Raw genomic sequence first — 23,394 nt, 5'->3', positions numbered from 1 at the left:
TCCTTCCGGAGCGGCGAATCAAGCCCTCCACTCCAGAAGGCTTAGCACTTTAGGTGCCGGACGTCTCTGTATCGGTTGTCGTCGCCTTCGGTTCGCCCACACGAACGCCGACGGTGATCGGAATTTCCTTGCCGTCAGTCGTCATGGCGACCATCGTGTCGCTATAGACACGCACGGACTGGATGACGCCGGTCGTCTTTTCATCGGCACTGGTGATGGTCTTGCCGATATAGTTCGAGGCGTTGGTCAGGGCGTTGCCGGTGATCAGAGTCTCGAGGTTCGAGTTGGTCTGGATCGTCTGCTCGACCTGCGAGAAGGTGGCCAACTGCGAGATCTGCTCGCTGGCATCCATCGGATCGGTCGGATCCTGGTTCTGCATTTGAGCAATCAGGAGCTTCAGGAAACTTTCGTAGTCCAGCGAGGCAGACGCCGAAGCGCTGGAGGCCGAGGTATCAGTCGTCGTCTTTGTCGTCGTGGCACTTGTCGTGCTGCCGACTGCATCTACCGCCATGGCGCGATCTCCTTGCGAATCTGCTCGATCGTTGCCGGGCTCATCTCATCGCTGCTCAAAATCCGGTCCTCGACCGTATAAAGCGAGCGTATTGCCTTCAGCGCGTCAAAGGCTCGCCCGGACGAAACCATCGCATCGACACGCTTCAGCTCGGCCAGAATTTCTTCGTTCTGAAAGCAGTTCAGCAGCATGATGATCGACTTGCGGAACATCGCCATCGACTGTTCGCGGCCTTCCGGATTGATCAGCATCATCTGCGCAATGAAGTAGAGCTGACGCAGAGGCGTGGTGGCCTGGTCGGGCTGGAGAACGTGATTTTCCAGGAGGAAAGTCACGTCGTTCAGGAACTCCAAAGCAACCTTGCGGTCGACGCGAAGAACCGCTCCGTTGATAAAGATCCGTTCGCCCGACTTGAGCGAGATGCGCAAAGTGCTCTTCATTTAAGTCCATCCCTGATGATGGTTGTCACGTCTATGATGCCCTGGAAATTGTCTGACTGGCGCTTCCGGATCCGGTCGCATTCCTTCAAAATCCAAATAGCGATGGAAATCAGATTGGCGCGAACTTCGACAGCCAGCTGATTTTCGGGATGCTGCAGATCCTCAATGAAGCGGACCCAGACCCGTCGTGTGTAGTAAAGCGCTTCAATCGCCTCGCGCGAATAGCTGGCCTTCAGTGCAGCCGCCCGCAGCAAATCAATTGTCCGATCCAGGGCCTGACGCTCGCGATCCTTCGCGTCGGCCACCCCATCTTCCATGATTTCGGCGTATGAAAACTGGTACATTCATTTGCCCTTCAGTTTTACTCAGTACCTTTGATCATCAAAGGTAGTTTACGAGACTCAGCGCCTGGATCTTGGCGGTCAGCGTGTAGGATGCTTCCACCATTGCCAGCAGACTGTTGACCTTCGTCGACGCTTCATAAGCATCAACCTCGATCTTGCTGGACAGGCTCGTCTCGATGATGTCGACCTGGATCTGCAAGGACGAATCTGCCTTCTCGATCCGGTTTTCCGAAAGACCAAGCTCAGATCTGGTCTTGTTGATTCCGCTGATGGCCTTGCCGGTGTAGTCAATCGCCGAATTGATTGCCACGGTGACGGCATCGGCCGGCGCGCCGATGTTCATCAGCTCCTGGGTGATGACCCCAGCAAGGGCGAAGTAGCGGAAACCGTCTTCATTGGCAGATGCCGAGGTGTTCACCGTCTCAGACTGCGTAATCCTGCTCGTCATCACCTCATCGGAGGCACTCGACCAGTCCGTCGTCCAGTCGGCTCCGGAATACATCGGTTCCAGGACGTTGCCGATAAAGTCTTCCATGCTCGGCGCACCGCCAGTGGCGACGATCGTTGCTGTACCGGCCGTGTCGGTCGGTGCAAAGCCGAAATAGCTGTTAAATGCATTGTCGAAGGCGACCTTGGCCGCCGAGGTTTCGTCGTACTTGGCGAGCGGCTGCACATCGGTATTGATGCCGGAGAACAGGAATTCGCCGTTTATAGCCGAATTGGCCATGTCGGTCATGGTGTCGAGCGAGCTCTTGACCGTGCCGATCGTCGTACCAATTGTATCGGTATTGGTCGAACCCGAGATCGTGATCAGCGACTGGTTCATCTCCTCGGCCGCCTTGGCGATCTGATTCAGGGCTTCCTGAGAGCCAGACAGCCGCTGGGTCGCAATGCTGTTGTTGCTGAGGATCGAGGACAGGCGCAGGCTTTCGCGGTTGAGATCGACCACCGTCGACGTCTTGCTGCCCAGTTCGGCGCCGATATCGGCGAAGTACCCGGTGCTGACCTCCTGCTGCGCCTGCAGCAGTTCGGTCTGCGCCTGCCGGATGGTCAAACGCATCGACGTCTGTATGGAGATATTGGATACGTTTGAAGTCGACATTCAGGATTACCCCGCCATCTGCAGCACGGCTTCCAGCATCTCGTCAATTGTCGAGACAAGCTTGGCTGCAGCTTTGTAGGACTGCTCAACATCGAGCAGCAGAGAAAGTTCTTCGTCGAGACTGACCGCCGTTTTCGACGAATATGTCTGGTATGTGCGCTCATAGAGCGCGCTCTTGTTGTCTCCGGCCGAGGTGGCCGTCGAACGATATTCCTCAAGCCAGCCGATGGAGTCGCTGGCGAAAGACAGCAGGCTGGTCGTCGTGGTCAGATCGGCGTCCGCCGAGAAGTCTCGGTCGGCCGACATGGCGTCGACATAGGTGTTGATCAGGTCGGTGTAACCCGAAGCCCCGGCTGTGTTGTGGACATAGTCGGTGCCGTTGATTCCGCCATCGCGGATCAGCGTCGGATCACCGCCGGCATCGGAGCGCACAGCGTCATTGACAACAATCTTTGCGGCCAGTCCCGGCTCGACGGTGCCGGACGTCAGCGTGGTGCCACCCGACCAGGTAAACAGGCCGGGTGCATCCGGCTGGCCGCCCGAGGGATCGGTTTCGGCAAAGGCCTCGATCAGGCCACGCGCCACTTCATCGAGCTGCACCTGGAAGGTCGGTGCAATGACGTCGCGCAACTGGACCAGCGCGCTCAGCGTGCCCTGTCCGTCAGTGTTGCCGCCGACGCCCGCACGAACCGGAGTTCCGTCGATATAGATCGAGTTTCCGGTGACCGATGCGTCGTAATTGTATTTGCGATCGAAGGTGACTTCGCGCGGGTCGGTTTCAAACAGCGTTGTGCCGTCCGAGGTGTACAGCACCATGTCGCTGTTTTCGCGCATGTTGATGCTGACACCAACGATGCCGGAAATCTCCTTGACCAGCGTATCACGCCGGTCGAGATAATCGCTCGGCTCGCCACCGGTTGCCGTCAGACGAATGACCGAGTCATTCACCGTCTTGAACTCGGCGAGAAGCTTGTTCAGGCTCTCGACCTGTTCGGCAATCTGGGCGTCGGTATCGGCGCGCAGCTGCTGGGTCGAAGCCGTCGCATTGTTCAGAGAATTGGCAACATCGATCGCATCGGTGACCACGGTGGATGCCAGTGCGTACTCACCTGGTGCTGCTGCAAAGGATTGCAGGCTGCTCTGCAGATTGGCGAGGTAGGTGGACGTCGACAATTCGTAGTCATTGCCGCCAAGCGCACTGGAGATCGTTTCCAGACCTTCCAGCAGCGTGCTTTGCGAGCTCTGCTGCGATGTCGCGCTGGAAAACTGTCGCAGCAGAGCCATCTGCTGCGAACGTTCGTTCTGGACCATCGTCGCACCGTATACGGTGTTGGTAACGACAGCCTGGCGCCTTACGTAGTTCTCGTTTCCATCATTGGCGATGTTCGTCGTGAGCACGGAGGTCTGTTGCCCCGTGTTCCGGAAGATTCCCTGAGCAGTGCCAAGCGATGATGCAAGCGACATAAGGCTACCCTAACTTTTCGAACTATCTCTTCAGGTTGACCAGGACTTCCATCAATTCGGAGCCGGTCTGGAATACCTTGGAGTTTGCTGTGTAGTTGCGCTGGGACTCGATCATCGCGGTGAGCTCTTCAGCCACGTCGACATTGGAGTCTTCGAGTGCACCGGAGATGATGCTGCCGAAGCCGCTGGAGCCGGCATAACCCATGACAACCACACCAGAATCATTGGACTGAGTGTAGAGGTTACCAGCCACCGGATTGAGGTTGTCCGGGCTCTGCACACTGGCCAGCGCCACGCGGAACGTGGGCACAAGGTCACCGTTTTCATAAGCGACGGAAACCACACCGGTGTCATCGATTTCGTAACCCTTGACCTTCGATGCCGCATTGCCGTCGACCTTGCCGTTCTGCACCGAGAAATCAGACGCCAGCTGCGTCGTACCAGCAACGCTCAGCGTGATGGCGGGGATCGTGGCGCCATCGATATCGGCAACAGGATCGAGCACAAACTCGGCCGGATCCGGATTAATCAACTTGCCATCGCTGTCGAACTCCATTGCTGCACCGGCCAGAAGCACATCGCCGGTTTCAGGAATGACAGCATCGACTGTCCAGTTGTTGTCGCTGTCTTTCGTGTAGGTAAATTCGACAAGACGGCTCGTTCCCTGGCTGTCGAAGACCTTCAGCGAGGTCGTTTTGACGTAGCCATCGGCCTCGTAGTTCGGCAGATTGACCGAAAGCGCCCCACTCGTGGAGGCAACAGCAGAAATGCCGGAACCGGACAGGTTCACCTCGGTCAGGCCGTCGAAGCCGTTGACGACGATCGTCGGATCGGCAGCAGAGTCATATTCATAACCCATCAGCGTATAGCGGGCGGAGTTCTGCAAACTACCATCGTCCTGCAAGGTGAATGCACCGGCGCGGGTCAGGTACTCGACGCCGTCTTCACCCGATACGATGAAGAAGCCATCGCCGTTGATCGCAAGATCGGTCGAGGATGTGGTGTAGCTGAAAGTGCCCTGGCTGGAGATCGAATAACGGACATCCGTTTCGACACCGCCCGAATTGTACTGGCCTGCAGTGCTTGGCAAAATCATCGATGAAAATTGTGTCGACGACTTTTTGTAGCCGACAGTGCTGGAATTCGCGATGTTGTCAGCGACGGTGCCGAGGCGGTTCGCCTGGGCATTCATCCCGGACACGCCGGTTCGCATTGTTCCGTAAAGGCTCATATTAAAATCCTCGCTTCGGTAGTCAGTACGGAGACTAGGAGATGGGCCTTGCGTGAGGCTGTATGACATTCCGGCTATCGGTCGAATTCATCCGATCAGCCGTCCCCACGCAGGGAACCGCATGCTGCCCAATCAGCTCCAGTCGATGCAGTAGCCAAGGAAGCGCTTGGAATCGACCGGGTCGAAATCGAGCTTCTTGCGAAGCTTCTTGCGAAGCTTGGAGATATGGCTTTCAACAACGTTTTCTTCGACTTCCTCGTCGAAGATACCGTAGATGGCGTTGAAGATCTGGGTCTTCGAAACGCGTCGACCGCGATTTGCGACCAAGTATTCCAGGATACGACGCTCGCGCCGCGGCAGAGGAAATACGTCGCCGGAAATTTCCGGATCGCGACCATCGGAGAAAACCCGGATAGGGCCGATTTCCGTGAAGTTGGAAATTGCCTTCAGACGCCGGCGAATGGCTGCCGCCCGCGCCAGGATTTCACGAGGATGGACCGGCTTGCGCACGACGTCATCGACGCCGCAATCAAACAGGGCCAGCGTCGCCTCCAGGGACGGCTGATCGCTGACTGCGATCACCGGTGCCTGGGTTCTATCCCGGATTGCCCGCGGCAGTTCCAATGTGCTTTCGCCCTGACCGAGCAAAAAAGCCTCAACTGCCGCAATGTCGGAATCAGCCGCCGTAGTGACCCATTCCCCGAATTCCGCCGGATCAAATCCGGTGGATGGAATACCTTCCCGTCCAAATAGAGAAGTGTACCCGTCTTTCACGAGCTCGCGCTCATCAACCACGACGATCATTCAGCCGCCTCCGAATCAGTGTGGTGTTTCGATGCACTATGGGTACGAATCGAGGGATTCAGCGACAACTGGCGAAAGTTAATGATAGATATTAATAATTGATTAACGAATTGGTGCCGATTTGATCTATATGTAGTGGGTATACCCACTATCGCGCACTATTTTTTAGTGGAAAAGTTAACGCAAGCTTCGCGCAAGCTCTTGCTTTGCCCCAATTGTCCGCAGTCTTGCCACAATTATCAAATCGGCACTAATGTGGCTGTCAAACAACCAAAGATTGCTATTCACCGCAAAATTGACGCGCATTGGTCGTCCAGGTGCCGTAGCCGGTGGCGACCAGATTGGCGATAACGCGACAGACATAGCGCTTTTGCGCCGGGTCATTGTTCGGCCCGGCATGATATCGGGCCACTGCCATCGTCCAGGTCTCGTGTCGATTGTGGAGCTTGCTGAGGAAGCGGGCGGCATATTCGACGTTCTTTTTCGGATCGAACATGGCCTGAACCGAGGTGAACTGGTCGCCGTGAAAGTGCTGGTTGATCTGCATGCAACCCACGTCGATCAGCTTGGCTCCCTGCCCGCGCGCCACCTGAAACGCGCCAAGCGCTTCGTTCATGTCGCCCGAATAGACTGCCCGCCCTTCGACATTCATGGCATAGGGCTGAAGCGATCCTTTGCGACCGGTTTCGGTCAGGCCGACGGAATAAAGTATGCCTTCCGGCACCCCATATTTTGCTGCGGCAGCGCTGATCTCGCGCTCGCAGACGCCGACACTGGCCGAGGCGCTAGATGTAAATGAGATCAGGACGAGTGCTGTCATCGGCAACAGCCTGGTTGCCAGCTGGCTGAAGCGTCCTGTCATCCGTCACCCTCACACTGTCGCCCGAAGTGTCACCGCGTGCCTGGCGATCGCCACCGGCCTGTCGTCCCGACTGATCGGACGCCTGCTGTCCCGACTGACCGTTCTGCTGGCCGCTACCACTGTTCTGGCTGTCGGCGCTACGATCGGCGGGCGCGACCTGAATGTTGACCTGCACCTGGTCGACGGTCAGCCCCTGTGCGCGCAATGCCTTGAGGATCTCGTCCTGATCCTTGGTCAACTTCTGCAATGCTGCGTGGTTCTCGACGGTCAATTGCACCGAAAGCTCTTCGCCCGTCAGCTTCAGCGTGGCCGTAACGCTGCCAAGCTCGATCGGGTTCATCTGGATCTTCAGGGTATTGACGACCTTGCCCTGACTGGATTGCGTTGCGGCATTGGCCAGTTCCGAGCCGGGCGACATCGCGCTGATCCACTCGCTATCGCCAACCATGGCGGCCGTGATCGAAGCGGCGTTGTTGCTCGAGACCGGCGCCAGGAAGCGGCGTGCATCGATGACGGTGACCGTTTCGACAGTCGAAGAGGCCGGCCCACCCTCATCCCGAACGGTCTGGGCGCCTTCGCTTCTCAGAGTGAGGGGCTCACCCTTGCCGTCGGCACGCACGAAGCGGAATGTTTGATCCGTTTCGCCGCTGTCAGTAGCGGTCTCGGCGTCGCCTGCAGACACGTCGCGGCCAGAGAGTGCCTCGACCATCTGTTCGCCCTGACCGTCAACGATCGTCTTGTTGCCTTCAATGGCGTCGCGCACCGTTGCCTGGCCATTGGCCTGCTCGGTCGCAGCCCCCGTTGTCAGAAGCGACAAGACATCCCCGAGATCGGCACTCTTCCCGTCCGCGGAGGTACCGTCTTCGGTTGCCGAAACGTCGCTGTCTGCCTCTGCGGCTTTCTCGCCATTGGCGGCGGCAGCTTTCAGACCACCGCTCTTCACAAGCGCTAAAAGCTGCTGCTCGTCGAGCGACGAAGCCGTACCGTCCGTCTCGACAGGCGCCTTTACCTTGCCCTTGGTCTTGTCCTTGCCGTCGATAGCCACTGTCTGCTGATCAAGCTGCTCGTCAACAGCATTCGTCGTCTCCGCCGAAGCGGACTTCAGCAGGCTTGCCTGGGACAGATCGATGATCGGACGCTTCGCGCGCCCGGTTTCTACCGCGGCGGCATCGCCCTGCTCGTTGCCCGATCCTGCGTCAGCCTCCACTTCGCTGTCACTCGCATCGCCCTGATCCTGGCGGCTCGAAGTTGACAGGGCTTCGGAAAAACCACCTTCGCTGGACTTATCTGCGCGCCCACCCGATGTCGCATGGGAGGCCGCTGTATCCGTTGTGGGGATCCTGGGGGCTATATATGCATCCATCATGGTCAGGGGCTTTCCTGCTTGAGAAGATCATCGATCGCGTCCAGCTTGGAGCGTCCGGTGTCAACAAAGGTACGAACCGCCGGATCGAGTGCGGCGGCATTGCCTGCGTCGGCCTCAGCCGAAACGGGCTGCGGTTGCGGCGCGGCGGCAGGGGTTGGTGGCGCCGTCGGATCCTGCAACTCCGCATCATCCTCTGCCGCAGCCACCGCGCCTGCATCTGCATCAGTTGTATTAGCGTTGGCTTGCGTCAGGCTTTCAGGCGGTGGTTCCGGTTTACGCAGCACTTCCTTGGCAACGGCTTCTGCTGCGCGGCGCAGCGCAAGATCCTTCGGCGAAAGTGATTCCGCTGGAATATCCATGATCGCCTGCATGGCGTCATCGACATTTTCCGTCGAGATGTTGGCCAGGCTGCCATAGAGATTGGCAAGTGCATCGGCCCCTTCCGCTGTTCCAGACAGAGCCCGGGCCTGATCGGCTGCCATCTTGGTCAGGTCCTTGCGCCCGGCAATCGCCGCCTTGCGGGCGATGCGAAGATAGACCTCACGCCGGCGATCATTGTCCATATATCCCAGAGTGGCCTCGATATCTTCCTGCTTGATGACGTCATAGTGCTCGACGACAAGCTGGACGAAGAGATCGGCAAACTGGCTGGCATAGGGAGAATAGAGGTAGCGCCGTGCGTAGCGATTGGCATAGCCGCCCGCCTTGTCGACAATCTTCGCATCGACGGCAACCGCGAGCGAGCGACGCAGGGCCGCCTCCTCGACGATCGTGCCGGGTGCGGTCAGGCGCGCCCAGTCATAAAATTTCAGCGCATCGGCCGGATCGCGCGTAATCGTCACATTCCCGGCGACCAGAGCAAGGTATGGCGCAAGGTCGGTGTTGCGATATTCCTTGCTGATCTCCCCCAGGGACTTGGCAATCAGGGTGCCTTTGCCGCTGAGATATTTGCGCAGGCTGTCGGCAATGCGATTGTCGAAATTGCCGTTGATGTCACGCGCAACAAGGTATTCAAGCGTCGCCGGGTTGCCACCGCTCATGGCGTAGATCAGGGCCGCATCGACATTGCGCGGATCGTCGAAGATCGCCTGATCGGCGCTGCGCAGGCGCTCGTCGATGGTTCCCAGCATGAAGCGCTGCATTTCGGCGGCAGAATGATCGCCCAGAACCACGGTGTCCTGCACGAACTGCAGCGAGCGCAGCATCTGGAAAGGCTGGATGGTATCCATGTCATTGGCGCGCGCCGCGGCATTGCCCAGTCCGACAAGCGAAGCGAGAGCCAGAAGCGAAATGGATACCCTGCGGAGCGTCATTATCCCTGCTCCGCCTGAATCAGGATTTCAATGCGTCGATTGGCATCGGCCAACGGATCATCCGGGACCTGAAGACGACGGTCGGCAAAGCCGGACACCTGCTGGACGCGATCTTCCGTCAGGCCGCCGCGCAACAGCATGTAATAGGCGCTGTGGGCACGGGCCATCGAGAGGCGCCAGTTATCATTCTCGTTGCCCTTGAACTGGCGACCGTCGGTATGGCCACGGATAATGATCGATCCCGGCCGCGCCTGCAGCAACTTGCCGATCTTCTCCATCGCCAGAACCATTTCGCGCTGAGGCACGGCCGAGCCGACGCTGAACATCGGCTGATCGCTCTGGTCGCTGATCGTCACCAGCAGGCCGCCTTCGGCCGGGGTTACGATCAGACCCTCGGCAAGCTTGCCGGATACGCCGCCGATTTCGGCCTCGATCTGCGCCTTCAGCGTGTCGGCCGATGCCTGCTGGACCGCAAGCTCGGCCTCGGCAGTCATCTCGGCCTTGCCGTCCAGCGGTTGTTCCGTCTTGCCCTCGTCCGGCTTAGCCAGCTCAGCTATGTCCGGCTGCATCTGAGGCTTCTGTCCAGGCACGACAAGTGCCACCTGCTGATCCGGTGTCGTCGGGTCTGCCGGTTCCTGTGGCGGCTGGATCTCGGCGGTCTGCGGCTCGGCCGGCGTCGTTGCATCGGTCGGCTTGCCGACCGGCGTATTGGCCGTCTGGACCTGCTGCGTCCAGAAGTCCGGATCGAAGGGGTCGCGATAGGCTTCGCCGCCCTGGGCACCCGTCGACGGACCGGAATCGGCGGCGCCGCCCTCGCCCTTGGCGCTGACATTGGCCTGCTGGCCGACTTCCTGGGCGATCTCGGCCAGAACGGAATAGGGATTTTCGAAGAAGTCGGCTTCGGAATAATTCGCCTGGTCGCCGGACGTTGCCGTCTGGTCTTCGCCGGTCGCGGCCGCAGCGCCCACCGTCTGCTCCTCGGCCTCGACCTTAGAGCGTTCCTGCTTCTGCTCGCCCTCGGCCTGATCGACGGGCTTCTTCAAGCCTTTCTCGGTCGGCTTTTCATCCGACAGCTTGATCGGATTGAAATAGCTGGCGACGGAGGCCTTGGTCTCCTCGTTTGCAGCATTGACCAGCCACATAACCAGGAAGAACGCCATCATTGCCGTCATGAAGTCGGCATAGGCGATCTTCCAGGCGCCACCATGGGCGCCATCGTGATCGCCGCCGCCGTGGCGTTTGATGATGATGATTTCGTTCTTGCCGTGATGGTGATTCTCGTCGCTCATCCGATCACCTTCCTGAGGCTGGCCGTAAAGGCCGATATACGCGTGACCAGAGCGGCCTCAGCAAATTCGGCGGACAGATCCAGATCGTCCGCCTCGACATGGTGCATAAGCCCGAGATGGTCCGACATATGGGTCGACAGCATGGCAAACAGCGCCTTTGGCCCGCGCAGCTCGATCACCCCCGCCTCGCCGGCGCTGATGGCCGTCTTCAGCAAATGGGCGAGATCGCTCACGGCCTTTTCTGCCACCGCATCGGAAAACAGCGGAGCGAGAGCGACCGCCACCTGATCGCTGATCGCAAGCGAAAGCTCGTTGATGATGGCGGGGAGCTTTTCGGACAGGGCTTTCGTCATCTCTTCGCGATGCCGGGCTTCGAGCTCGGCAATCGCCTGGGAATGGGCAACTTCCATCGCCTGACGATCGACTTCCAAACGTTCTTCAGCGGCTTTTTCGCCGGCCTCATGCCCCTCGGCATAGGCCTCGCGGCGCTCCGCATCGAGGTCGACCGGCACGGGTTCCGGCAGGGCTGGAAAATCCATGTCGAACGGGTCCGGCTCCGAGACGTCAAACTGGACCGACAACGAAGGCGTCGGCGCGGGAGGCGCCGAAAAATCCTTCAAAAGACGGGTCAATGGCATGCTCATCGGCGATCGCCTCCATCGGCGAGAACGACCGCTCCGGAGAAACGGTCATCGATCTCAAGCAGACTGAATTTCAAAAATGTCCGAACGCGCAGCATCATCACTTCCAATGTCGAGATCACCTTCGGATCGAGCCGGTCGCGGGCGCATATGCCCACGGGTGCTTTGGCCGAAGCTAGGGTTTCAAACTTGCGCGAGGATGAATGCGAAGGACCGCGCCAGGATGATCGCGCGGCCCAAAAGTTCCATGCCGTATCGACGGCGTATCTGGCCATGGTGCCGAGGCTTGCGTTTACTCGCGGAACAGGGTGAGCAGCTTTTCTGCGCTGCTGTTGGCGATCGACAGTGCCTGGATGCCGAGCTGCTGCTGGGTCTGCAAGGCTTTCAGACGGGTCGATTCCTCGTTCATGTCGGCATCGACCAGACGACCGACACCCTTGTCGATCACGTCCATCAGGTTGGAGACGAAGTTATCCTGCATCTCGATGCGGCTGGTGATCGCGCCAAGCGTTGCGGCAGCGTCGGTCAGCTGGCTGATCAGATCGTCGACAACGCTGATCATGTCATCCAACGTGTCGGTGTCGGTGTCGTTGTCGATCTCGATCGGATCGCCCGTCGGCGGCACGACGGAACCGACGTCGAGAAGGTAATATTCGCGCGCCGTACCCGTCGGGTCCGCAACAAGTGTGTCCGCGTCGATCGCCTTGGTCAGGAAGCCGCGGCTAGCATCTTCCGTATCGATCAGGACGGAATCGGCGGTATCGAAATCCAGCGTGGTGACCTGAACGCTGCCGTCGGCGCCGCGCACGAACGACGAGACAACCTGTTTGGTGCCCAGTTCGTTGACATTCGTATTGTAGAGCCAGTTCTCACCGGAGAATGATGCCGACTGTGCCGCTGAAACCAGCTGGTTCTTCAGCTGCTTCATTTCCTCGTTGATCTTTTCCTTGTCGACGCCCGGCTCGCTTGCGGCGACCAGCTTGGCCTTGATCGACGACATGACCTCGATGACGTTGTCGAGTGCCGTGTAAGCGGTATCGACCGTTGCGGCACCCAGACCCAGCGCATCCGCGACCGTCGACAATGCAGCGTTGTCGGAGCGCATCGTGGTAGCGATCGACCAGTAGCCGGCATTGTCCGACGCCGTCTCGACCCGATAACCCGAGGAGACACGACTTTGCGTCGTTTCCAGATTGGTATCGATCGAGCGCAGAGTCTGCAGGGCCGCCATTGCGGCAGCGTTGGTCATGATGCTGGTCATTGAGGTGCCCTTAATCGTCAATCCAAAAGGCCGGAAGCATACCGGTGGCAACGGAGGGGCATCATGCAGACCAGCATACCGCTGGTCCCCGTAACCATTAACAAATCGTTAACGGTGCCAGTTAACAAACGCGACCGCGATTTGGCAAGGTCGGAAATCCGCTTCGGCGCAAAACCGCAATATTCGGCCAGCCTCACGCAAGGCACAAAAAAACCGCACCCATTTCTGGGTGCGGTTCATACCGAATACATCCGACTTGTCAGCGCGGGACGAAGTCGCCCCTAGCCAAGGCGCCCTTACTGACGGAAGAGAGTCAGGATGCTTTCGGAAGCGGTGTTGGCGATCGACAGCGACTGGATGGCGAGCTGCTGCTGGGTCTGCAGGGCCTTCAGGCGGGTCGATTCTTCGTTCATGTCGGCGTCGACGAGACGACCGATACCGGAGTCGATCGAGTCGGTGAGCGTGCTGACAAAGTCCTCCTGGAGTTCGATACGCATCGAGATCGAGCCGAGTTCAGCGGCCGCGCTCGTCATGCTCTGCAAGGCAGTTTCAATGAGATCCAGCGATTCCTGCATATTGGCGGCCATGTCTGCCGGATCGAAGGCATTGAGGTCGAGCGTATCAACCGACACGTCGCCGACACCCGTGAATGCCGAGACCGTTCCAAGGATACCCGTTGTGTACTCGATGTTGCCGGCGCCGTCGCCACCGAACAACAGGTTGCCATCAGCGGCATCATCGAGAATGTATTCCGTCGTCTTGACCGTTACCGCGCCGGTGGAATCGCGGACAAAACCAGATACGACCGTCTTGGTGCCGGCATCGCCGGCGATCCAGTTCTCACCGCTGAAGCTTGCAGATTGCGAGACCGAACGGAGCTGCTCCTGGAGCTGGTCGATTTCTTCCTGGATCTTGGCCTTGTCGACACCCTCTTCGGTTGCCGCCACGACCTTGGCCTTGATTTCCTTGACGACTTCGATGGCGCTTTCCATCGCGGCGTAGGACGTATCAACCTTAGCGCCGCCGAGGCCGAGTGCATCCTGCACGGCCGAGAGTGCCATATTATCGGATCTCATGGTGGTCGCGATCGACCAATAGGCGGCGTTGTCGGACGCCGTGCCGACACGGAGACCAGACGATACGCGCGCCTGTGTGTCTTCCATGCTGGAATCAATAGTACGAAGGGTTTGGAGTGCAGTCATAGCTGCATTGTTTGTCAAAATGCTGGTCACTTGCGCGTCCCCTAAAAATGGCTAGTTTCTGGGACATCCCGGTCTGTCCGGGAACGATGGCCTTGCCTAATGCTATTAACCGCTTCTTCGTTTTGGTTAATCCATCGTTACTTGACCTTCATGTAAACCGGACATGGTTAATGCATGGTTAACGCAATTTGACGATGTAAAAAAAAGCCGCCCCGGAGGGCGGCTTTCCAAAATTGCGATCTTGCTATTGACCGGAAGCCTAGGCTTAACGGAAGAGCGAGAGGATGACTTCCGAAGAAGAATTGGCGATCGAGAGCGACTGGATAGCCAGCTGCTGCTGGGTCTGCAGAGCCTTCAGGCGGGTCGATTCTTCGTTCATGTCAGCGTCGACCAGACGGCCGATACCGCTATCGAGCGAGTCCGAGAGAGAACCGACAAAATCTTCCTGCAGTTCGATGCGGGTGGAGATCGAACCGAGTTCCGCAGCAGCGCTCGTCATGGAAGCCAGGGCTTCATCAACAAGCGTCAGGGCTTCAGCCATTTCGGTGCCGTCGAACGTGCTGATGTCGAGTTCGTATACCGATACACCGATCGTCGCGCCGCCGGCAGTGCCGAGAACACCAGTCGTGTCGTCGATGCCGCCTGCGCCGTCGCCACCAAACAGCAGCGTGCCGTCAGCTGCGTCGTCAAGCGTGTAGGTGGTGGTCTTTACGGAAACCGCATTGTTGGCATCACGGACGAAACCGGAAACGACGGTCACGTCTGCAGCGTCGCCGGCAATCCAGTTCTCGCCGCTGAATGCAGCCGATTCAGCGATCGACATCAGCTGTTCCTGCAGCTGCGAGATCTCTTCCTGAACCTTGGCCTTGTCGACGCCTTCTTCAGTCGCCGTTACCAGCTTGGCCTTGATTTCCTTCACGACGTCGATGGCAGCGTCCATACCGGCATAGGCGGTATCGACCTTGGATGCGCCGAGGCCGAGGGCGTCGGAGACAGCCGAGAGGGCCATGTTGTCGGATTTCATGGTCGTTGCGATCGACCAGTAAGCTGCGTTGTCAGACGCTTCGCCGACGCGCTCGCCGGAGGAAACGCGCGACTGGGTTTCTTCCATGCCGCTGCTGATGCTGCGCAGAGTGCTGAGTGCCGACATTGCGGCGACGTTTGTCAAAATGCTCGTCATAGGTGTGTGCCCCTTAATGGCTGAATAGGAAGGGCATTCCGGTATCACCGGTAGAAGCGCACAGCGTCATGCCTGCTAACCGGCTGAATTTGAATGGTTAGCTCGCCCCTTCGATGCGTTCAGATAAACGCATGTTGGTTAACGAAGGCCTAAGGCAATTCGAAGAGATGCCCGATCGCTATAAAAACTTGCAATCTTCGCGTGCACGCGCGCGTAACAAAAAATGCTTAATAAAACGAAAAGGTCGCGTCTGTTTCCAGACGCGACCTCCGCAGCCACTTACCCGGTTCAGCCTCCGGGTGTTGAAGCTTTCCCTTCGCGCGCCTCTGGTCAGCCACCAAGGCATATCGGCGTCGGGATAGTTTAGCCGGCCCTCACGGGCCGGCCCGTTCTTGCGATTAACGGAAGAGCGACAGGATGTTCTGCGAGTCGCTGTTGGCGATCGACAGAGCCTGGATCGCCAGCTGCTGCTGGGTCTGCAGGGCCTTGAGGCGGGTCGATTCTTCGTTCATGTCGGCGTCGACGAGACGGCCGATGCCGGTTTCGATGGCGTCGGAAAGCTTGTCTGCAAACTCGGACTGCAGATCGATACGGCTGGACAGCGAGCCGAGCGTTGCGCCGGCGCTGACCATGCTGGTCAGAGCGGTTTCAACGTCGGTAAGCAGGTTGTCGAGCGTAGCGGAGTCGGTGTCGTTGTCGATTTCGAAGCCGACGATGCTCGACGACGAGGCCGTGCCGTTGGCACCCAGGATGCCGGTTGCTTCGTCGATAACGCCAGCTGCGTCAGCGCTGAACAGCATGTTGGTGTCGTCCAGCGTGATCGTGCTCGACTTGACGGTGACCGTGTTGTCGGCAGCGCGGACAAAGCCGGTGATGACTGTCACGTCGCCACCTTCATTCGCCAGCCAATTCTGGCCGTTGAACGAAGCGGATTCGGCGATCGAAGTCAGCTGATCCTGAAGCTGCGAGATTTCTTCCTGGATCTTTTCCTTGTCGACACCCTGTTCCTTGGCGGCGACGAGCTTGGCCTTGATTTCGGTTACGACGTCGATGGCGGCGTCCATACCGGCATAGGCCGTGTCAACCTTGGCAGCGCCGAGGCCGAGCGCGTCGGAGACTGCGCCGAGAGCCATGTTGTCGGACTTCATCGTGGTCGAGATCGACCAGTACGCAGCGTTGTCCGAAGCAGATGCAACGCTCTTGCCCGTGGAGATCGCGTTCTGGGTGGATTCCATGTTGGCGGAGATCGAACGCAGCGTCGAAAGTGCAGACATAGCGTTGGTGTTGGTCAGAATGCTGGCCATGTTTTTTGTCCCTTAAAACAAGATACTAATGGGGACATACCGGACTGGAAATTACCGGCTACGACAGTTCGGCATCATGCCATTCGGTAGCGATTTTTTCGTCTACCAGACCCTTCGTGTGAGGACCAAACTGACCGCCAAGTATTGCCAACACCTTAACAAATTAGGGATCGATAAAGCTGGATAAATCCTTGGTAAACAACGCCGCAAGGGAAGTGGTAAACAATTTTTTAAGGGTCAGACGAAGGAGCGCACCAGGCTGCCGACCAGCAGGTTCCAACCATCGATTAGGACGAAAAACAGGATCTTGAAAGGCAGCGAAATCGAGGTCGGGGGCAGCATCATCATGCCCATGGCCATGGTGATCGTGGCGACCACCATATCGATGACGAGGAAGGGCAAAACGATCAGAAAGCCGATCTCAAAGCCACGACGGATTTCCGACAGCATGAAGGCCGGAACGAGCACGCGGTAGTCGACCTTGTCGCCGGTGACCGTGGCCTGGCCGCGTTCATTGGCGATATCGACGAACAGCCGCAGATCCTTGTCACGCGTATTTGCCGTCATGAAAGTGCGGAAGGGCTCGGCAATCAGCGCCACCGCCTCGGCCTCGTTGATCTGGTTAGCCAACAGCGGCTGGACGCCGGTTCGCCAAGACTGATCCATGGTCGGCGCCATGACATAGAAGGTCATGAACAGCGCCATGCTGGTGAGGATCATGTTGGAGGGTGTTGTCGCAAGACCCATGCCCGAGCGCAGGATCGAAAAGGCGATCAGGAAACGCGGGAAGCTGGTGACCATGATCAGGATGCCAGGGGCAACCGACAGGATGGTCAACAGACCAAAGGTACGGATAATCCAGGCCGCCACCGATCCATCGATCGGCGTATTGAAGATCTCCGTCGGAAACTGCTGCGCATGCGCAATTTCCGGCGCCATCATCATGACAGCGGCAACAAGAAAAAATCGAATCATTCGATCACAAACGTCCTGAACATCACCTTCGATACGCGCCCTTCGGAGCGTAGGTCAACACGCTCCTGGATGTCATCCTTGAGATATTGGAAGCCGCGCGGCCCTTCGACCTGTTGTAACGAGACGGTTCTGAGATAGGCCATGATGTCCTGATGCACGTCTTCGGCAATCTTGACGTCGGGCGCGCCGTTGAACATCAGCGCAAGTTCCAGCCGGATCCAGTTTTCCGACGGGTATGCGAGATTTGTCGTGATCGGCTCCAGCTGGACGATGCCATTGGCTTCGGTGGCAATCTTGGGAAGTCCCTCTTCCTTCTTTGCATCGCCATGGCCGGCGGCCGGCGCTGCCTCGGCTGCCTTCGCGGCATCTTCCGACAGCTTCACCTGTGGTGCCAACATATTGCCGATAACCCAGCCGCCGCCGCCGCCTGCGACGGTCAGCACGACCAGCGGCACGAGCAGTGTCATGAGGCCGGATTTCTTCTTGCCTGTGGGCTCTTCGTTTTGTTCCATCGGACCTTGCCGTTCCTGCTCTGTCTTGCTTTCCCGCCGTCAGAACGGCGAGAACAGATCGACCACCTGCTGGCCGACGGGCGGCTGCTGCACTTCGGTCAGGCGGCCGCGGCCACCGTAGGAGATGCGCGCCTCGGCGATGCGCTCGTAGGAAATCGTGTTGTCGGCATCGACATCCTGCGGTCGCACGATACCGGCGACGTTGAGAATGCGGATCTCGTGATTGACGCGCACTTCCTGCGAGCCGCTGATCAGCAGATTGCCGTTTTCAAGGATGCCGGTGACGACGGCTGCAACCAGCAGGGTCAGCTTTTCCGAGCGTTCCGTCGTACCCTTGCCCTGGGTGCTGGTGTCGGAACCGGAGCTCAGGTCGCCGGTGGTTGCCGGGATCTCGTTGCCGAACAGATCAACGGCCGTCGACCAGCTCAGACCGCTCGAATTGGTGCGGCTGCGATCGGTTTCGTTTTCGAACGATGCCTTGTCGTTGATCTGGATGTTTACCGTCAGGATGTCGCCGACGTTGAGGGCGCGGGCATCCTTGAACAGGGCCGACTGGCTGTCGCTCCACAGCGAATAGCCGCTGGCGGTGGCCTGCGGTTGCTTGGGATACAAGGCCATCTGCGGCGTCTGGCTGAAACGCAGGCCGGATCCGATCGGGCTCATCGCAGGTGCGTTGCCGATTTCCTTGACGGTCTGGCTCTGGCAGCCGGCAAGAAACAGAACAGCCAGCAATGCCGGGGAACGCTTGTTCATGATGGATCCTTCGACGTAGTGGAATCACCGGCACTCGACATGATCGCGGCGACCTTGGCGGCCTTGTCCGGCTGCATTTCAGTAAGGATGAGGCTCGACTGGCGCGGCGGCAGCTTCATGATGATCGCAGCAGCAAGGATGACATTCGTCTCCTCGAGCTGCGGTGCTGCCGCATCCGGCGCCATCTTCTTGTAGATCTCGATCAGCTGGCCTTCGGCCTGCTTCATGAATTCGTTGCGGCGCGACAGCCAGTCTTCGTATTCGGCCCGTCGGGTTTCGAGAACCGCGATGCGGCTGTCGACATCGGCCTGCAGCTTTTCCAGTTCCTGCTTCTGCAACAGATAGCGCTGGTCGCGCGCGGCATCGGCGATCCCGGTGCAGAACTGCTGGATCTCGGCGTCGCTCGGGTTCACCGGCTGCTGGCCGACGGCGTTGTCGGCAAAAACGGGCAGCACGGCGATCGCACAAACGATCAGGCCGTTGCGCAGGATCGGAGGCAGCGAGAGAAAATGCCTGGACTGTGTCATTGCAGGACAAGCTCCGCTTGTAGGGCGCCGGCGGACTTGATGCCCTGGAGGATGGCGATAATGCCGTCCGGCTTGACGCCGATGCTGTTAAGGCCGCTGACAAGGGTTCTCAGGTCAGGCCCGTCGACGATCACCACCTTGTCGCCGGTCTTCTGCGTGATGATGTCCGTCTGTTCCTGCACCGCGGTCTCGCCGCGTGAAAACGGCTCGGGCTGGATGACCTGTGGCGTCTCCGTCACCTGGACCGTCAGCGTTCCGTAGCTCACGGCAACACGCGAGACACGAACCTCGGCGCCGATGACGATCGTGCCCGTGCGCTCGTTGATTACGACCTTGGCCGGAGAATCGGTCGCGACCACGAGATTTTCGACATCCGCCATCAGGCGGGCGAGATCGGCCGTGCGCGGTTTCTGGACCACCACTTCCTGGCTGTCGCGGGCCTCGGCGATCGGTGCGCCGTAGTTGGCGGCGGCATAGGCGTTGATCGTGTCGGCAATGCGCAAGGAGGTGGTGAAGTCGGGATTACGTAGCTGCAGCACCAGGTTGACCGAATCCTTGAACTTGGATGGCAGCTCGCGCTCGATGATCGCACCACCGGGGACGCGTCCGGAGGTGGTGATGCCTTCCTGCACGGAGGCCGCATCGCCTTGCGCATTGAAGCCGGACACGATGACCGAGCCCTGGGCGACGGCATAGATCTGGCCGTCGGCGCCTGTCAGCGACGTCATGATCAGCGTGCCGCCGCGCAGCGAGGTCGAATCGCCGAGCGAGCTGACATTCGCATCGATGCGGCTGCCGGGGCTGGAAAAGGGCGGCAGGTTTGCCGTGACCATGACGGCAGCAACGTTCTTGGCGTTGGACTGGCCGCCCTGGGTCGAGATGCCGAGGTTCTGCAGCATGGCGCGCATCGACTGATCGGTAAACGGCGACGAGCGCAGGCTGTCGCCAGTGCCCTGCAGGCCGACGATCAGGCCGTAGCCGATCAGCTGATTGTCCCGTCCCGACTGCAGGGATGCGATATCCTTGATGCGCGAATTGGCGGCAATGGCAGACTCAAACGGCGTCAGCACCAGAGCCAGCACACACAGGGCGATCCGTGATGATGCAAACAACTTCATTTCGCCATCACCTGTACTGTCCCATCGGCCATGACCGTGCCTGTGACGATCGTGCCGGAATCAATGTTGCGCACCTTGATGACCTCGCCGACCGTGGCATCGACCATGGGCGTGCCGGCGGCGCTGATCACCATGTTGCCAATGGCGAAAGTCAGACGAACGCTGGCACCGCGCTTGATGGCGAAGGCTTCGCGCAGGCCGCTGGTCGGAATGGTGCGGCCCGGCAGAAGCGTGCGCTTCGATACCATGCCGACAACTTCCGCCTTGGTGCGTGCATAACCGCCGGTCAGGTTGGGGTTGGTTACCTCGACCTCGTTGACCTGCGCGGCCGAGATGGTCTCGCCGGGATAGATGATCTGGGTGGGGACGACAGCGGTTCCCTGCGCAAGCGCCGCGCCGATGCCCATGACGGATGCTGTGACAAGCGCCACAGCCCGAATTGCATTCCCGATTTTCCGGCGAAACTTCATGTTTGCCTCCAGTTGCCTTACTTCAGGTTCTTGCTGACGATCTGAGCCATCTCGTCGGCGGTCTGGATGACCTTGGAATTCATCTCATAGGCACGCTGTGCCGAGATCATGTCCGTGATTTCCTTGACGGAATCGACGTTCGACGATTCCAGATAGCCCTGCTTGATATAGCCAAAGCCCGGATCTTCCGGCACGCCGACAATCGCTTCGCCCGACGCTGCCGTCTCGGCCACTAGGTTGTCGCCAAGCGGCTTCAGGCCGGCTTCGTTGACAAAGTTTGCGATCGTCAGCTGACCGAGATCGGTATAGTCGGAATCGTTGCCTATGCGTGCCTGGACCTGACCGGTGCGGCTGATGACAACTTCGCTGGCATCCTGCGGAATGGTGATCTGCGGGGTGACGAGATAGCCGTCGATGGTGACCAGCTGACCCTCGGCGTTCATGTTGAATGCGCCCGAGCGGCTGTAGAGGGTCGTGCCATCCGGCGATTCGACCTGGAACCAGCCACGACCGACCAGCGACATGTCGAGTTCGTTGCCAGTCTGAGTCAGTTCGCCCTGCGTATGAATGTTGCGGACGGCGGCCGTCTGCACGCCAAGACCGATATTGGCGCCTTCCGGCACGATCGCCTGGTTGGCGCGGTTCGGCACGCCCTGGGCGCGTTCGGTCTGGTACAGCAGGTCGGTAAATTCAGCACGCGCCCGCTTGAAGCCGGTGGTGTTGATGTTGGCGATGTTGTTGGCGATGACTTCCAGATTCGTCTGCTGGGCGTCCATACCTGTCGCTGCGATGGCAAGAGCTCTCATGTGTCCGTTCCCTGCTTACTAAATCTGCATCTTCGTGATTTCGAGATAGGCGCTGACGATCTTGTCGCGGAAGGCGATCGCCGTCTGCAGCGATTGCTCGGCCGACATCACGGCGTCGACAACCTCGCGGGTGTTCGCCTTGCCGGTCATGCCATCGAACGAGGTCTGCTCGGCCTGCTTCAGGTTGCCGACGGCTTCGGTGGCCATGCTGTTGAGGGTCGAAAGAAATGTCTCGCCGGCCGACATGCCGGGCGTCAGGCCAGCTGTCGCAACACCCTGGGTCGACATGTCGAAGGTGGAGAGTTCGGTGGTCAGCGAATCAAGACCCATCGACTTGGAAAATGCGCTTACGCCGGAAATGGAATCAATCATTGCGAAGCCTTCAGCAGTGAGATGGTCTGGGAAATCATGTCGCGCGTCTGCTTGATGGTCTGCAGATTGGCTTCATAGGTTCGGTTGGTCTCGCGCATGTCACCCATTTCGATGAGCACGTTGACGTTCGGCATCTTGACGACGCCGCGTTCATCGGCGGCCGGATTGCCCGGATCGTATTCCTCGATGAAATCGGACTTGTCGAAGCCAAGCTTCTCGACCTCGATCACCTGCGCGCCGGACACCTTGTCGAGCTCGCTGCCGAAGGTGATGGTCTTGCGGCGGTAAGGATCGGCGCCGGGGGTGTCGCCGGTCGAACGCGCGTTGGCGATGTTTTCCGAGACGATGCGCATGCGGGTGGACTGGGCTTCCAGACCACTGCCGGCAATTTTCAGGGCTGCACTTAAAGGATCGGTCATCAGCGTTTCACCGTCATCAACATCATGCGATGGAAGGAACTCATCAGCGAGGTGTTCAGCTCATGCTGACGCTTGATCTCGCCGGTCTTGGACAATTCTTCAGAGATAGCGACGGAGTTGCCCGATTCCTGGATGCCGATCTCGTCGTTGAGCTCTGACTCCTCGATGTCGATATTGTCGGCGCTGATATCGTTCGACGCCATATGACCGGGCTGGGTCACGGCCATGTGCTGTACCATCGCCGTATTGTCCAGCACTGCGCTGAACGGGGTGATGTCCTTAGCCAGATATTTGGGGGTGCTGGCGTTGGCGATATTGCCTGCCACAACCTGCTGACGCACCGAAAGCCATTCGGCCTGTCGGGAAGCCAGCTCGAACAACTGGATTGGGTTCATGGGCGTTACTCCGTCTTTTTACCACTCGGAGCCTAGGCCAGTAATCTTGCGTGGGACTTGCCCCACCCACACAAGTTTAGTTGTTCTGATATATATCGCCCTTGGAGGTCACGATGACCCATTTGCCGTCACGTTGCTCCAGCGTCGCGACGCGGCTGTTGTCGGGCAGAATCGAACCGACACGTACCATGAACATCGTGCCGCCGTCCTCGATCAGCGCACGGCCGTTGGCGACATGCAGCAGGCGGAAACCGCTCTGACCGGGAAACGGCTGGGCGGCAGGCACGTCCAGCCCCTGCGGACGTTCCTTGCCAAGCGTCGGCACGGTTGCCGTGACGATCTGATCGACAGCCGGGGGATTGCTGCCCTCGCCGGCATTTTCGTCGTCATTGTCGACCAAGGCCAGCGGCGAGACACTGAACACGTTACGGCCAGGCCCTTCCGGCAGGTCACGCGTGCTTTGCCAGTCGGCAACGCGAACTCCGAACTTCTCCTCGTTGAAAAAGACATACCAGGGGAAGAAGGCAGCCGCGCAGGCCAGCGCCACACCGGTCGCCGCCAGTACCCGGTCAACAGACGAAACACGTCGGCGAATGGGCGCCGGCCTGATCGGTGCAACGGGTTCATCGGCATCAAAATCGGTCATGGTCATCCCCTCTGCCTCGCTCCGCCCTGCGCCCCTCCGGCTGCCGCTTTCAATGCACCGGCGAGATCCGCATAGGCATCGTTGGAG

General features: G+C 59.0%; 28 protein-coding genes. 1 reads left to right on the top strand and 27 read right to left on the bottom strand.

What is annotated here, in order from left to right; genetic code table 11:
• Positions 1–49 precede the first annotated feature (49 nt).
• The 13 genes from flgD to PDO_RS01950 all read right to left on the bottom strand — a co-directional run bounded on the left by flgD (position 50) and on the right by PDO_RS01950 (position 12,628).
• On the bottom strand, positions 50–511 hold the full coding sequence (flgD, locus tag PDO_RS02015; protein WP_007597138.1) for a flagellar hook assembly protein FlgD: 462 nt from the start codon (positions 509–511) through the stop codon (positions 50–52).
• Positions 502–951, bottom strand: a complete 450-nt coding sequence (gene flbT / locus PDO_RS02010; RefSeq protein ID WP_007597136.1) for a flagellar biosynthesis repressor FlbT — start codon at positions 949–951, stop codon at positions 502–504. Before flbT ends, flgD begins: the two co-directional genes overlap by 10 nt.
• A complete protein-coding gene (gene flaF, locus PDO_RS02005) occupies positions 948–1,295 on the bottom strand; it encodes a flagellar biosynthesis regulator FlaF (RefSeq protein ID WP_007597135.1) in 348 nt (115 codons plus the stop codon). The genes flbT and flaF overlap by 4 nt, the downstream gene beginning before the upstream one ends.
• 37 nt (positions 1,296–1,332) lie before the next feature.
• The gene (locus PDO_RS02000) at positions 1,333–2,397 is read right to left on the bottom strand and encodes a flagellar hook-associated family protein (RefSeq protein ID WP_037072341.1); all 1,065 of its coding nucleotides are present in this window, start codon (positions 2,395–2,397) and stop codon (positions 1,333–1,335) included.
• 6 nt (positions 2,398–2,403) lie between these two features.
• On the bottom strand, positions 2,404–3,861 hold the full coding sequence (flgK, locus tag PDO_RS01995; RefSeq protein WP_007597133.1) for a flagellar hook-associated protein FlgK: 1,458 nt from the start codon (positions 3,859–3,861) through the stop codon (positions 2,404–2,406).
• Between the two features lie 22 nt (positions 3,862–3,883).
• Positions 3,884–5,092, bottom strand: a complete 1,209-nt coding sequence (locus PDO_RS01990) for a flagellar hook protein FlgE (RefSeq protein WP_007597132.1) — start codon at positions 5,090–5,092, stop codon at positions 3,884–3,886.
• Positions 5,093–5,224: 132 nt separating this feature from the next.
• Complete coding sequence (gene rem / locus PDO_RS01985) at positions 5,225–5,896, bottom strand: transcriptional activator Rem (protein ID WP_007597131.1); 672 nt, start codon at positions 5,894–5,896, stop codon at positions 5,225–5,227.
• Between the two features lie 280 nt (positions 5,897–6,176).
• Entirely contained in the window at positions 6,177–6,716 is a 540-nt protein-coding gene (locus tag PDO_RS01980; protein WP_007597130.1) for a transglycosylase SLT domain-containing protein, read from the bottom strand.
• Positions 6,682–8,124 carry a flagellar hook-length control protein FliK gene (gene fliK, locus PDO_RS26615; protein WP_007597128.1) on the bottom strand — a complete coding sequence of 481 codons (1,443 nt, stop codon included), beginning with the start codon at positions 8,122–8,124 and terminating at the stop codon, positions 6,682–6,684. The genes PDO_RS01980 and fliK overlap by 35 nt, the downstream gene beginning before the upstream one ends.
• 2 nt (positions 8,125–8,126) lie before the next feature.
• Positions 8,127–9,437 (bottom strand): chemotaxis protein MotC, encoded by a 1,311-nt coding sequence (gene motC / locus PDO_RS01970; RefSeq protein WP_007597125.1) that lies wholly within the window; start codon positions 9,435–9,437, stop codon positions 8,127–8,129.
• Positions 9,437–10,726 carry a MotB family protein gene (locus PDO_RS01965; RefSeq protein WP_007597123.1) on the bottom strand — a complete coding sequence of 430 codons (1,290 nt, stop codon included), beginning with the start codon at positions 10,724–10,726 and terminating at the stop codon, positions 9,437–9,439. Before PDO_RS01965 ends, motC begins: the two co-directional genes overlap by 1 nt.
• Positions 10,723–11,370, bottom strand: coding sequence for a hypothetical protein (locus PDO_RS01960; protein WP_007597121.1), 648 nt, complete (start codon positions 11,368–11,370; stop codon positions 10,723–10,725). Before PDO_RS01960 ends, PDO_RS01965 begins: the two co-directional genes overlap by 4 nt.
• 289 nt (positions 11,371–11,659) lie before the next feature.
• The gene (locus PDO_RS01950; protein ID WP_007597120.1) at positions 11,660–12,628 is read right to left on the bottom strand and encodes a flagellin N-terminal helical domain-containing protein; all 969 of its coding nucleotides are present in this window, start codon (positions 12,626–12,628) and stop codon (positions 11,660–11,662) included.
• Positions 12,629–12,691: 63 nt separating this feature from the next.
• Between PDO_RS01950 and PDO_RS27695 the strand changes: the two genes are divergently transcribed.
• On the top strand, positions 12,692–12,913 hold the full coding sequence (locus PDO_RS27695) for a hypothetical protein (RefSeq protein WP_007597119.1): 222 nt from the start codon (positions 12,692–12,694) through the stop codon (positions 12,911–12,913).
• Positions 12,914–12,924: 11 nt separating this feature from the next.
• On the opposite strand, the gene PDO_RS01945 is transcribed toward PDO_RS27695, so the two are convergent.
• The 14 genes from PDO_RS01945 to PDO_RS01880 all read right to left on the bottom strand — a co-directional run bounded on the left by PDO_RS01945 (position 12,925) and on the right by PDO_RS01880 (position 23,307).
• Positions 12,925–13,860, bottom strand: a complete 936-nt coding sequence (locus PDO_RS01945; RefSeq protein ID WP_007597118.1) for a flagellin N-terminal helical domain-containing protein — start codon at positions 13,858–13,860, stop codon at positions 12,925–12,927.
• Between the two features lie 235 nt (positions 13,861–14,095).
• Positions 14,096–15,010 carry a flagellin N-terminal helical domain-containing protein gene (locus PDO_RS01940; protein ID WP_007597117.1) on the bottom strand — a complete coding sequence of 305 codons (915 nt, stop codon included), beginning with the start codon at positions 15,008–15,010 and terminating at the stop codon, positions 14,096–14,098.
• Between the two features lie 398 nt (positions 15,011–15,408).
• Complete coding sequence (locus PDO_RS01935; RefSeq protein WP_007597115.1) at positions 15,409–16,314, bottom strand: flagellin N-terminal helical domain-containing protein; 906 nt, start codon at positions 16,312–16,314, stop codon at positions 15,409–15,411.
• Positions 16,315–16,551: 237 nt separating this feature from the next.
• Positions 16,552–17,289, bottom strand: coding sequence for a flagellar type III secretion system pore protein FliP (gene fliP / locus PDO_RS01930; protein ID WP_007597113.1), 738 nt, complete (start codon positions 17,287–17,289; stop codon positions 16,552–16,554).
• Positions 17,286–17,801, bottom strand: a complete 516-nt coding sequence (locus PDO_RS01925) for a flagellar basal body-associated FliL family protein (RefSeq protein ID WP_007597110.1) — start codon at positions 17,799–17,801, stop codon at positions 17,286–17,288. The genes fliP and PDO_RS01925 overlap by 4 nt, the downstream gene beginning before the upstream one ends.
• Before the next feature lie 39 nt (positions 17,802–17,840).
• Complete coding sequence (flgH, locus tag PDO_RS01920) at positions 17,841–18,554, bottom strand: flagellar basal body L-ring protein FlgH (protein ID WP_007597109.1); 714 nt, start codon at positions 18,552–18,554, stop codon at positions 17,841–17,843.
• Positions 18,551–19,081 carry a MotE family protein gene (locus PDO_RS01915; protein WP_007597107.1) on the bottom strand — a complete coding sequence of 177 codons (531 nt, stop codon included), beginning with the start codon at positions 19,079–19,081 and terminating at the stop codon, positions 18,551–18,553. Before PDO_RS01915 ends, flgH begins: the two co-directional genes overlap by 4 nt.
• On the bottom strand, positions 19,078–20,199 hold the full coding sequence (locus PDO_RS01910) for a flagellar basal body P-ring protein FlgI (protein WP_007597105.1): 1,122 nt from the start codon (positions 20,197–20,199) through the stop codon (positions 19,078–19,080). Before PDO_RS01910 ends, PDO_RS01915 begins: the two co-directional genes overlap by 4 nt.
• A complete protein-coding gene (gene flgA, locus PDO_RS01905; protein WP_007597104.1) occupies positions 20,196–20,669 on the bottom strand; it encodes a flagellar basal body P-ring formation chaperone FlgA in 474 nt (157 codons plus the stop codon). Before flgA ends, PDO_RS01910 begins: the two co-directional genes overlap by 4 nt.
• Before the next feature lie 17 nt (positions 20,670–20,686).
• Positions 20,687–21,475 carry a flagellar basal-body rod protein FlgG gene (flgG, locus tag PDO_RS01900; protein WP_007597103.1) on the bottom strand — a complete coding sequence of 263 codons (789 nt, stop codon included), beginning with the start codon at positions 21,473–21,475 and terminating at the stop codon, positions 20,687–20,689.
• Positions 21,476–21,493: 18 nt separating this feature from the next.
• The gene (locus tag PDO_RS01895) at positions 21,494–21,847 is read right to left on the bottom strand and encodes a flagellar hook-basal body complex protein FliE (protein ID WP_007597102.1); all 354 of its coding nucleotides are present in this window, start codon (positions 21,845–21,847) and stop codon (positions 21,494–21,496) included.
• Positions 21,844–22,266 carry a flagellar basal body rod protein FlgC gene (gene flgC, locus PDO_RS01890; RefSeq protein WP_007597101.1) on the bottom strand — a complete coding sequence of 141 codons (423 nt, stop codon included), beginning with the start codon at positions 22,264–22,266 and terminating at the stop codon, positions 21,844–21,846. The genes PDO_RS01895 and flgC overlap by 4 nt, the downstream gene beginning before the upstream one ends.
• Positions 22,266–22,661 (bottom strand): flagellar basal body rod protein FlgB, encoded by a 396-nt coding sequence (gene flgB, locus PDO_RS01885; protein ID WP_007597100.1) that lies wholly within the window; start codon positions 22,659–22,661, stop codon positions 22,266–22,268. The genes flgC and flgB overlap by 1 nt, the downstream gene beginning before the upstream one ends.
• 76 nt (positions 22,662–22,737) lie before the next feature.
• Complete coding sequence (locus PDO_RS01880; protein WP_037072360.1) at positions 22,738–23,307, bottom strand: hypothetical protein; 570 nt, start codon at positions 23,305–23,307, stop codon at positions 22,738–22,740.
• Positions 23,308–23,394: the final 87 nt, after the last annotated feature.

Origin of the sequence: Rhizobium sp. PDO1-076, from assembly GCF_000247475.1 — a bacterium.
GTDB lineage: Bacteria > Pseudomonadota > Alphaproteobacteria > Rhizobiales > Rhizobiaceae > Allorhizobium.
Note: the sequence above shows the minus strand (reverse complement) of the source record. Positions and strands in the feature narration are given on the sequence as shown.

Coding starts and splice junctions, on each gene's coding strand:
- flgD (WP_007597138.1), bottom strand. CDS start 511: ATGGCGGTAGATGCAGTCGGCAGCACGACAAGTGCCACGACGACAAAG.
- flbT (WP_007597136.1), bottom strand. CDS start 951: ATGAAGAGCACTTTGCGCATCTCGCTCAAGTCGGGCGAACGGATCTTT.
- flaF (WP_007597135.1), bottom strand. CDS start 1,295: ATGTACCAGTTTTCATACGCCGAAATCATGGAAGATGGGGTGGCCGAC.
- PDO_RS02000 (WP_037072341.1), bottom strand. CDS start 2,397: ATGTCGACTTCAAACGTATCCAATATCTCCATACAGACGTCGATGCGT.
- flgK (WP_007597133.1), bottom strand. CDS start 3,861: ATGTCGCTTGCATCATCGCTTGGCACTGCTCAGGGAATCTTCCGGAAC.
- PDO_RS01990 (WP_007597132.1), bottom strand. CDS start 5,092: ATGAGCCTTTACGGAACAATGCGAACCGGCGTGTCCGGGATGAATGCC.
- rem (WP_007597131.1), bottom strand. CDS start 5,896: ATGATCGTCGTGGTTGATGAGCGCGAGCTCGTGAAAGACGGGTACACT.
- PDO_RS01980 (WP_007597130.1), bottom strand. CDS start 6,716: ATGACAGCACTCGTCCTGATCTCATTTACATCTAGCGCCTCGGCCAGT.
- fliK (WP_007597128.1), bottom strand. CDS start 8,124: ATGATGGATGCATATATAGCCCCCAGGATCCCCACAACGGATACAGCG.
- motC (WP_007597125.1), bottom strand. CDS start 9,437: ATGACGCTCCGCAGGGTATCCATTTCGCTTCTGGCTCTCGCTTCGCTT.
- PDO_RS01965 (WP_007597123.1), bottom strand. CDS start 10,726: ATGAGCGACGAGAATCACCATCACGGCAAGAACGAAATCATCATCATC.
- PDO_RS01960 (WP_007597121.1), bottom strand. CDS start 11,370: ATGAGCATGCCATTGACCCGTCTTTTGAAGGATTTTTCGGCGCCTCCC.
- PDO_RS01950 (WP_007597120.1), bottom strand. CDS start 12,628: ATGACCAGCATCATGACCAACGCTGCCGCAATGGCGGCCCTGCAGACT.
- PDO_RS27695 (WP_007597119.1), top strand. CDS start 12,692: ATGCAGACCAGCATACCGCTGGTCCCCGTAACCATTAACAAATCGTTA.
- PDO_RS01940 (WP_007597117.1), bottom strand. CDS start 15,010: ATGACGAGCATTTTGACAAACGTCGCCGCAATGTCGGCACTCAGCACT.
- PDO_RS01935 (WP_007597115.1), bottom strand. CDS start 16,314: ATGGCCAGCATTCTGACCAACACCAACGCTATGTCTGCACTTTCGACG.
- fliP (WP_007597113.1), bottom strand. CDS start 17,289: ATGATTCGATTTTTTCTTGTTGCCGCTGTCATGATGATGGCGCCGGAA.
- PDO_RS01925 (WP_007597110.1), bottom strand. CDS start 17,801: ATGGAACAAAACGAAGAGCCCACAGGCAAGAAGAAATCCGGCCTCATG.
- flgH (WP_007597109.1), bottom strand. CDS start 18,554: ATGAACAAGCGTTCCCCGGCATTGCTGGCTGTTCTGTTTCTTGCCGGC.
- PDO_RS01915 (WP_007597107.1), bottom strand. CDS start 19,081: ATGACACAGTCCAGGCATTTTCTCTCGCTGCCTCCGATCCTGCGCAAC.
- PDO_RS01910 (WP_007597105.1), bottom strand. CDS start 20,199: ATGAAGTTGTTTGCATCATCACGGATCGCCCTGTGTGTGCTGGCTCTG.
- flgA (WP_007597104.1), bottom strand. CDS start 20,669: ATGAAGTTTCGCCGGAAAATCGGGAATGCAATTCGGGCTGTGGCGCTT.
- flgG (WP_007597103.1), bottom strand. CDS start 21,475: ATGAGAGCTCTTGCCATCGCAGCGACAGGTATGGACGCCCAGCAGACG.
- PDO_RS01895 (WP_007597102.1), bottom strand. CDS start 21,847: ATGATTGATTCCATTTCCGGCGTAAGCGCATTTTCCAAGTCGATGGGT.
- flgC (WP_007597101.1), bottom strand. CDS start 22,266: ATGACCGATCCTTTAAGTGCAGCCCTGAAAATTGCCGGCAGTGGTCTG.
- flgB (WP_007597100.1), bottom strand. CDS start 22,661: ATGAACCCAATCCAGTTGTTCGAGCTGGCTTCCCGACAGGCCGAATGG.
- PDO_RS01880 (WP_037072360.1), bottom strand. CDS start 23,307: ATGACCGATTTTGATGCCGATGAACCCGTTGCACCGATCAGGCCGGCG.